Genomic DNA, 7,994 nt, shown 5'->3' on the forward strand with positions numbered 1-7,994 from the left:
CAGTTTTGTATAAACCATTTTTTGTGGCTTCCACTAAAGCGTAAATGCGTTTAGGTTCGTTGTGAGAAATGGTTAAACCAATGCGGCCATAATTACCTTCGGGCAGGCCTTCTTCTTTACCTAATTTTTTCCAGTTTTTTCCGGCATCATAAGTAATATATAAACCACTGCCTGGCCCGCCACTGTTAAAACTGTAAGGCGTACGGTGGTGCTGCCACATAGCAGCAATTAATTTATTGGGATTAGATGGATCAATAATTAGATCGGCGCAGCCACTGGTATCATTGGTGTGTAAAATTAAATTCCAGGTATCGCCTCCATCTGTTGTTTTGTAAATACCACGTTCTCCATGCTCCGCATAAGGATTACCAATAGCCGCAGCATAAATAGTATTAGGGTTTACAGGGTCAATAATGATGCGGTGAATGTTTCTTGTTTTTTCAAGCCCCATCATCTTCCAGTTTTTTCCGCCATCTAAACTTTTAAAAATACCACCACCAATGTTTACAGAGTTACGTGGATTACCTTCGCCGGTACCCACCCACAACACCGAAGGGTTAGTTTGCTGTACTGCCACCGCACCAATGTTTAAAATGGGTTGATCATCAAAAATAGGTTCCCATTTAGCGCCGCTGTTTTCGGTTTTCCAAACACCACCGCTTGCTGTACCTAAATAAATTACATTAGGGTTACTGTACAAAGCATCAATAGAAGTTACACGGCCACTCATACCGGCGGGGCCGATGCTACGGGCTTTTAAATTTTTAAACTGCGTAAGCGAAATTTTTTGAGCAATTGTATTGGAGCTTAAAAATGATACCAATAACAGGCTGTACAATGCATTAAATTTATTCATCAATATAAGTTTAGGTACATGAAGGTGCAAAAAATTTACAGCTCTTACAAAATAATTACACAAACGGACACCTGATAATACAATATTGCTTATTTTCATTATACCGTAAAAAACTAAAAAGCCCATATGCAAAAAATATTTCTTGTACTCCTTGCTGCATTTTTATTTTTAATTCCCAACAGTAAAGCCCAGGTAAGCGACGATGATGAAGCCACTGCTTACCGCCTTAAAAGAAAATACCCCGACGAAAGATCTGCTGTACTTTCTGATGTGGAAGAATACGACTTTGCTGTAGGTAAAGGAGATGGCAATGGACCGGTTGTAACTGCATTAATGAATCAGAAAGTACAGTTTATTTCTTTAAGAGAAGCCACGATGGTACAGTATGGAGAGTTTTATAACAAATTTTCTTCCATTACTAAAATAAAACAGTATTACAAATCGGGCAACTCGTTTGTAAACTATACGTCTAAAAATAAACCAATTGATAAATCGGCTACATCAGGTGATATTTTTTATGATGACAGCCGGGTAAAATATTTCAATATCGTTATTCCAAAAATGGGTATGGGTGCCATGGTAGAAGTGGAAAAAGAAATTAAAGATGCCAAATATTTAACCCGTGTTTTATTCCACAGCAATTATGCCACCAGCGAAAAAATAATCCGCTTCCGGGTGCCAGCCGATATTCAGTTAGATTTTAGAGAAATGAATTTTGCAGGATATACCGTAACAAAATCTACCGAAACAGAAGGAAAGAAAACGGTATATACTTTTAAAATGAAAGACCTGCCGGTGATGAGCAACGAAGAAAATGCATTACCGTTTGGCTATACTTATCCGCACATAATTGTTTTAGTAAAATCGTTTACCGCAGATGGTAAACAGGAAAAAGGTTTTGAAAGCGCTGCTGATTTATATAAATGGTACCAGTATTTATATGCAAAGGCAGAGAATAAAACGGCTACCATAAAACCTAAAGTAGATGAACTGATAAGAGGAAAAGCCAATGAAATGGAAAAAGCAAAATCTATTTTTTACTGGGTGCAGGATAATATCAGGTATATAGCTTTTGAAGATGGCTATGCAGGCTTTGTACCACAAACGGCACAGGATGTTTTTAAAAACAAATACGGCGATTGTAAAGGCATGGCCAACCTGGTTACCGAAATGCTGAAGCTTGCCGGCCTTGATGCACACATGACATGGATTGGAACAAAACATTTGCCCTACACTTATGCTATTCCATCTTTGTGTGTAGATAATCATTGTATATCTACCGTTTTTATTGGCGGCAAAACCTATTTTTTAGATGCCACAGAAAATTATGTACCCATTGGCGAATACGCTTACCGCATTCAGGGTAAAGAAGCATTGGTGGGCAAAGGAGCAGATCACCAGATAATAAAAGTTCCTGTTGCAGATATCAATCAAAATAAAATTTTAACGCAGGCCTCTTTTACTTTAAATGATAATATTTTAAAAGGCCATTTAAAAGTTACGTTTACCGGCGAGGAGAGAACAGGATTTCATCAATACTTTCAGGACTTACCTACCGACAGAAAAAAAGAAGTGCTGCAAAAAATGCTGGAGTTTGGTAACGATAATTTAAATGCCACCAATGTAAAAACATCTGATTTAAGCAACAGGGAAATTCCGGTGGTGATAGAAGGCGATATAGATTTAAGCAACAATATTATTCGTGATGATAAAGAAATATATGCAGGCATAGATTTTTTTCCACGAAAATTAAGTGCATTTATGCCCGATGAAAAAAGAATAAACCCTTATGAGTTTAACAGCATTTATACTGCCGAAGATGAAATTGAATTAAGCTTACCGGGTTATAAAATAAAAGATTTACCTGAGGCATTTACACAACAGGCAACCGATTATGGATTTAACGGCAGCTACACCCAACAGGGAAATAAAATTGTTTTAAAAAAATCTTTATCCATTAAAACGGGTAACATACCCAAAAAAGAATTTACCAACTGGAAAGATTTTTTAAAAAAACTAAAAGACTTTAATAACAATATTGTAATGGTAGAAAAAGACCCTAACTATGTTGCCCCCAAAGAAATGCCTGCTGCACCAGTAAAAACTACGCCGGTTAAAACACCGGTAAAACCTGCCACAGGTAAACCCGCCACCCCAACCAAAACTGTACCAGTAAAAAAACAATAACAATGAAAAAACAATTCATAGCTGTAAAGTTTTTGATGCTTGTTTGTTTAATAAATACAACAACAGTATTTGCACAAAACATAAAAGAAGAGCTTGCCAATAAACTGCAGGCTAACATGGATGCTGTGTGGAAGAATGCTGATGCAGATTTCAGCAGTAATCAAATACCAGAAAAATGGAAAGGTTTTTCTGGAGTTATCATTGCACAAAAAATAAAATTTGTTTTTGATAAAGGCTCCGGTGTTGATAAACTGAATGTGTATGAAACAACACACCGTAAAATAAAACTGTTAGATAAGGATGGTGTAAACAGTTTTTCGGAATTTTATTTCAGGCGTGGCCACGAAAACGATGGCTTTGCTTTGCATATTATAAAAGCTGACGGCATTGTTGATACAGTATCTTTATTAACAGCTGTTTTAGTAGAAGATAATGATGATGTGCCCAATACTTTTACTCCTTATTTTGAAAAGCAAAGCACCATTAAAAATAAAACTAAAAGCGAAAATATTTATTTTAAGCTGGCAGTTTCTAATTTGGAACCCGGCGATATTATAGATTATGCCAGCACTGTTTTTAATGATAATGATGCCGCAAAAATGAATTCGCTGGAGTTTGACCCGGTGTACTATTTATGCCACAGAGGTTACCCGGTTGTGAGCCAAAAATTTGAAATTAATACTGATGAAAAAAGTTATGTAAACAGTAAATCAATTAATGGTGCGCCGGAATTTAAAGAAGGGAGCAGCGGTGGTTATAAAACTTTTACCTGGGAAGATAGGGACAGGGAAAAAATAAAAGATACCCGTTGGGTAAACGAATACATGGTTTTGCCTATGACAAAATTTCAAATTATTTATTCAAAAAATAATAATCCTGAGGATTTGTTTATCAGCGACAGGGGCGAATTAAAAAAATCTATTACACCCGAAGAACTTGCAAAAAAAGTAAATGGTATTTACGAAAAAATGGATGCCAGCGCAGGAAAGAAATTGAACCAGGATAATATTTTAGCAGCCTACACCTCGGGCCTGTTAAACCAAACAGAATATTATTTACGCAAAGGCGAAGCTTATGAATTAAATGACGATGATTTTATAAAAAGGGTGTATTATATTTTACGCCACACCAACGGTTTGTATGGCAACAGAATGGCCAGCCAGTTTTTTGCTTACGTAATGCTGGAAAAATTAAAGAGGAAAAATATACTGGCAGAGTTAATTATTACTACAGACAACAGCACCACACAAATGGGCAATGTAATTTTTGGATCGGAATTACAGTGGCTGGTAAAAGCAAAAAATAAGTATGTGTTTAATTTTTCTACCAACTCTAATCCGTTTGATTTAAAAGACGATTATTTAGGTAACGAAGCTTACTCCATCACTCTAGGAAAAACCCCCACAGCAACTGCAGTTACTTTACCGGTGGCAACACCCGAAGAAAATTACAACACCACCACTATTGAAGCTTCAATGGATGAAAACTTAGAGAAAACAAATATAACATCCACATCTGCCAGCAAAGGAATTAGCAAACACGATAATGAAAGTGCTGCGCTTAATTATACCAATGTGTATGATGTAGATTACCTGGCTTACTTTGGAGAAAATGATTTAGACCAGTTGCCGGAGAAAAAAAGAGAAGAATACGACCGTTTGATTTTTGCAAGAAAAGAAGAATTTAAAAAACGCAAACCGTTATACATGAAACGGCAATTGCAAAATGAATACAGCAATGTTATCAGTTACGATAATTTTAATTTAATAACTGATGGCAGAACATTTAATAAGCAGGAATTAAAATACACCGAAAAATTTGTGCTGGGAGACCTTACCAGAAAAGCAGGAAAAAATTATTTAGTAAACGTACCGCTTTTAATGGGTGGCCAAATACAGGTAAAGCCCGAAGACAGGCAACGCAAATATGATATTGACGTTCGTTATCCGCATACGCTTACATGGGATATTAAATATGCAATACCTGCAGGCTTTGCAGTAAAAGGGCTTGATGGATTAAACCAGAGTGTAGAAAATGAAGTAGGCGCCTTTACTACCAAAGCAATTATTGAAGGCAATTTTTTAAAACTGAATATTAAAAAAGTATATAAGCAAACAAAAATTAAAAAAGAAGATTTTGGTAAGATGCTCGACTTTATTGATGCTGCCTATAATTTTAGCCAGCGTAAAATTTTGTTGAAGAAACTCTGATAATAAAATAATAAAAAATGCCTTCCGTTAAAGAAGGCATTTTTTAATTTCACTAATTCAATTTTGTTTTTGCCTGATCTGTTTTTAAATATTTATCCAAAAACTTCAACGTTTCTTCGGCAGCTTTCATTTGGTTTTCTTTTTTTACAAAGCCATGCCCTTCATCGGAAAACAATACATATTCCACAGGGGTGCCATTCTTTTTTGCACCTGCAACAATTTCATCACTTTCCTGCTGTAAAACCCTTGGGTCGTTAGCACCCTGCAGCACCAGCAAAGGCGTTTTTATTTTATCAGTATTAAATAATTGAGAAATATTTTTTAATCTTGTTGAGTCTGCACCAAACGGATCCCCCATTTCATCGTACAACGATTTTTTAAAACTTTCCCAATAAGGCGGAACATTTTTTAAAGTACGTGGCCAGTTTGCTACACCAAATAAATCTACACCCACTTTAAATTCTTCAGGATGAAAAATAATGCCGGCAAGGCTCAAAAAACCTCCGTAACTGCCTCCATAAATTCCAATTTTTGTTTCATCAATATACTCTTGTTTTGCCAGCCATTTTTTTCCATATACACAATCCATTAAATCTTTATCGCCATGGTTGCGGTTATCCATTTTGTAAAATGTTTTTCCATAGCCACTGCTGCCCCTGTTGTTTACGGCCAAAATTGCATAACCATGATTTACAAAATATTGAATGGATTGAGAATAACCGGCTCTCGACTGTCCGCCGGGGCCGCCATGCACCCATACCAATGCAGGAATTTTTGCATCTTTAGAAGCTGTAAGTGGTTTATAAAAAATTGCTGGCACATCCACACCATCAAAAGATTTAAACCTAACCACTTCGGCATTCACCAAATCATCAGGATTTATTTCATCGCTTAAGGTTTTGGTTAATTGTTTTAATTGATTTGTTTCAAAATTGTAGTGCCATAAATTTACCGGGCTTTTATCGCTGGCTACAAACAATACCATATTTTTTTCTGTAGGAGAAATATTTACACCCTGCACATCGCCCCCTGTTATTTCAGGAAACTTTAATTGCTCTCCGCTTTTATGATCAAACAGTAAAACTTTATTTCTTCCATCTTCATTAATACCAATAATACGGTACTTCCCATTCTGGCTCAGGCTCATGTAAGCAACATCCCAATTGGTTTCAAAAAGTTTTTCTTTATTGCCCGAAGCAATAGTATATTTTACCAGGTAAGTAAATTCTTTTCCTTCATTGGTGGTATAATAAAATACAGCATCATTTAAATCGAAAGCCATGGGTGAATATGCAGCAGCACCGGTATCGGCAGAAATTTTTTTCATCTCTTTTTTAACATTATCCATCAGGTACATTTCGTTTTTATCTGTAGTAATGCTTTTGGTTAAAAGCAGGTATTGCTCATTGTAAGAAACGGTGTTTACATCAAGGCCGCTGTCGTTTTTATACATTAATGCAGGCATCCATTTGCCGGTATCCATTTTATAGAGGTCGAAAAATTTTGCATCACGTTTATTGCTGGTGTAATAAAGGTTTGCACGGTTTTTATCCCAACCGGAAAACGAAGCTTTTTCTTTAGCTCCGGGTGTAAGGTCTTTTACAGGCTGGCCGGGGCTTTGCAGGTATAAGTGATCATTTTCGTTTCCGCCCTGGTCGGCACTGTAAATAAATTTATCGGTGCCGGGTACATAATCGCTGCTAAAAAAAGATTCTTTAGCAGATTGTGTTAGTGGTTTCATACTGGTATCGGCCAGGGTAATTTCGTAAACATTGTAAATACCGGTTTCGTTATTGTTTACTAATATTTTAGTTTCATCTCTATTAAAAGCGCCGCCACTTATATTTTTTGTTTTGTAGAGTTGCTGAATGCTGTATTGCTTTACTTCTTTTTTTGCAGGCGCATCGTTACTGTTACAGGAAAATAAAAAAGCCGTCAGGGCAATTGCAATAATTTTTTTCATAATTAAAAAGTTTAGGTAAAAGAAAGGTAAGAAAGATAATAGTATCCTGCAACAGGAAAATGATGAAAGCAGTAAATGCTTTTTTACAGGGGCAAGAATATATTAAGTTAAAATGTAACCATGAGCTAATATAAAACTCCCGGGTGTAAAAATGATAATTTTAAAAAAATAAAGTAGTTTTATAGCACAACTGTAAAAAAAATAGCATGAAAAAATTATTAGCCGCAGCTTTTGTAATGGTTTGCCTTACAGCCGGTAAAACAGGTATGAGCCAGCAAAAATTTGGTGTAATAAACACCAACGAAGTTTTTTCGATGATGCCAGAAACAAAAAGAGCTGATTCTTTGCTGGAATCTTTTCAAAAAGCAATTACTGAAGATTATACTATTTCTCAAAGCGAATTAAATGCAGCGTACGAAAAGTTTGTAAAGGACTCATTAAAAATGACGTCTTCATTAAAAGAAATAAAAAGAACCGATCTGCAAAACAGGATCGCAGAATTATCCCGTAAGGAAAAACAAAGCAATGGTTTGGTAGAAGCAGAAAGAGAAAAATTAATAAAACCTATCAGGGATAAACTGCTTGTGGCAATACAGGAAGTTGCAAAAGAAAATGGCTACTCACACATCGCCTATAAAGAACAAATGATAGTTTTTCCGGCAGCAGATGATATTACTGAAAAGGTTAAAAAGAAACTGGGTATTAAATAATTACTTTTCTACTTTTTTAAAATCTAATACGGTACCATTAATGCAGTAACGTAAACCGGTAGGCGGCG

Annotated in this window: 5 protein-coding genes; 3 read left to right on the forward strand and 2 right to left on the reverse strand. The window is 35.9% G+C overall.

The window, feature by feature from the left end; all coding sequences use genetic code 11:
* A partial coding sequence (locus ACY65O_RS03485) for a WD40/YVTN/BNR-like repeat-containing protein (RefSeq protein ID WP_462219461.1) occupies positions 1–856 on the reverse strand: 856 nt, incomplete at its 3' end.
* Between the two features lie 126 nt (positions 857–982).
* Between ACY65O_RS03485 and ACY65O_RS03490 the strand changes: the two genes are divergently transcribed.
* A complete protein-coding gene (locus ACY65O_RS03490; protein WP_462219462.1) occupies positions 983–3,043 on the forward strand; it encodes a transglutaminase-like domain-containing protein in 2,061 nt (686 codons plus the stop codon).
* A 2-nt stretch (positions 3,044–3,045) separates the two neighbouring features.
* Positions 3,046–5,253 (forward strand): DUF3857 domain-containing protein, encoded by a 2,208-nt coding sequence (locus tag ACY65O_RS03495; RefSeq protein WP_462219463.1) that lies wholly within the window; start codon positions 3,046–3,048, stop codon positions 5,251–5,253.
* Between the two features lie 52 nt (positions 5,254–5,305).
* Here ACY65O_RS03495 and ACY65O_RS03500 read toward each other — a convergent pair whose 3' ends face one another.
* On the reverse strand, positions 5,306–7,216 hold the full coding sequence (locus tag ACY65O_RS03500) for a S9 family peptidase (protein ID WP_462219464.1): 1,911 nt from the start codon (positions 7,214–7,216) through the stop codon (positions 5,306–5,308).
* Positions 7,217–7,422: 206 nt separating this feature from the next.
* On the opposite strand from ACY65O_RS03500, the gene ACY65O_RS03505 reads away from it, so the two are divergent.
* On the forward strand, positions 7,423–7,926 hold the full coding sequence (locus ACY65O_RS03505) for an OmpH/Skp family outer membrane protein (protein WP_462219465.1): 504 nt from the start codon (positions 7,423–7,425) through the stop codon (positions 7,924–7,926).
* Positions 7,927–7,994: the final 68 nt, after the last annotated feature.

The organism is Ferruginibacter sp. (assembly GCF_031430955.1).
Taxonomy (GTDB): Bacteria; Bacteroidota; Bacteroidia; order Chitinophagales; family Chitinophagaceae; genus Ferruginibacter.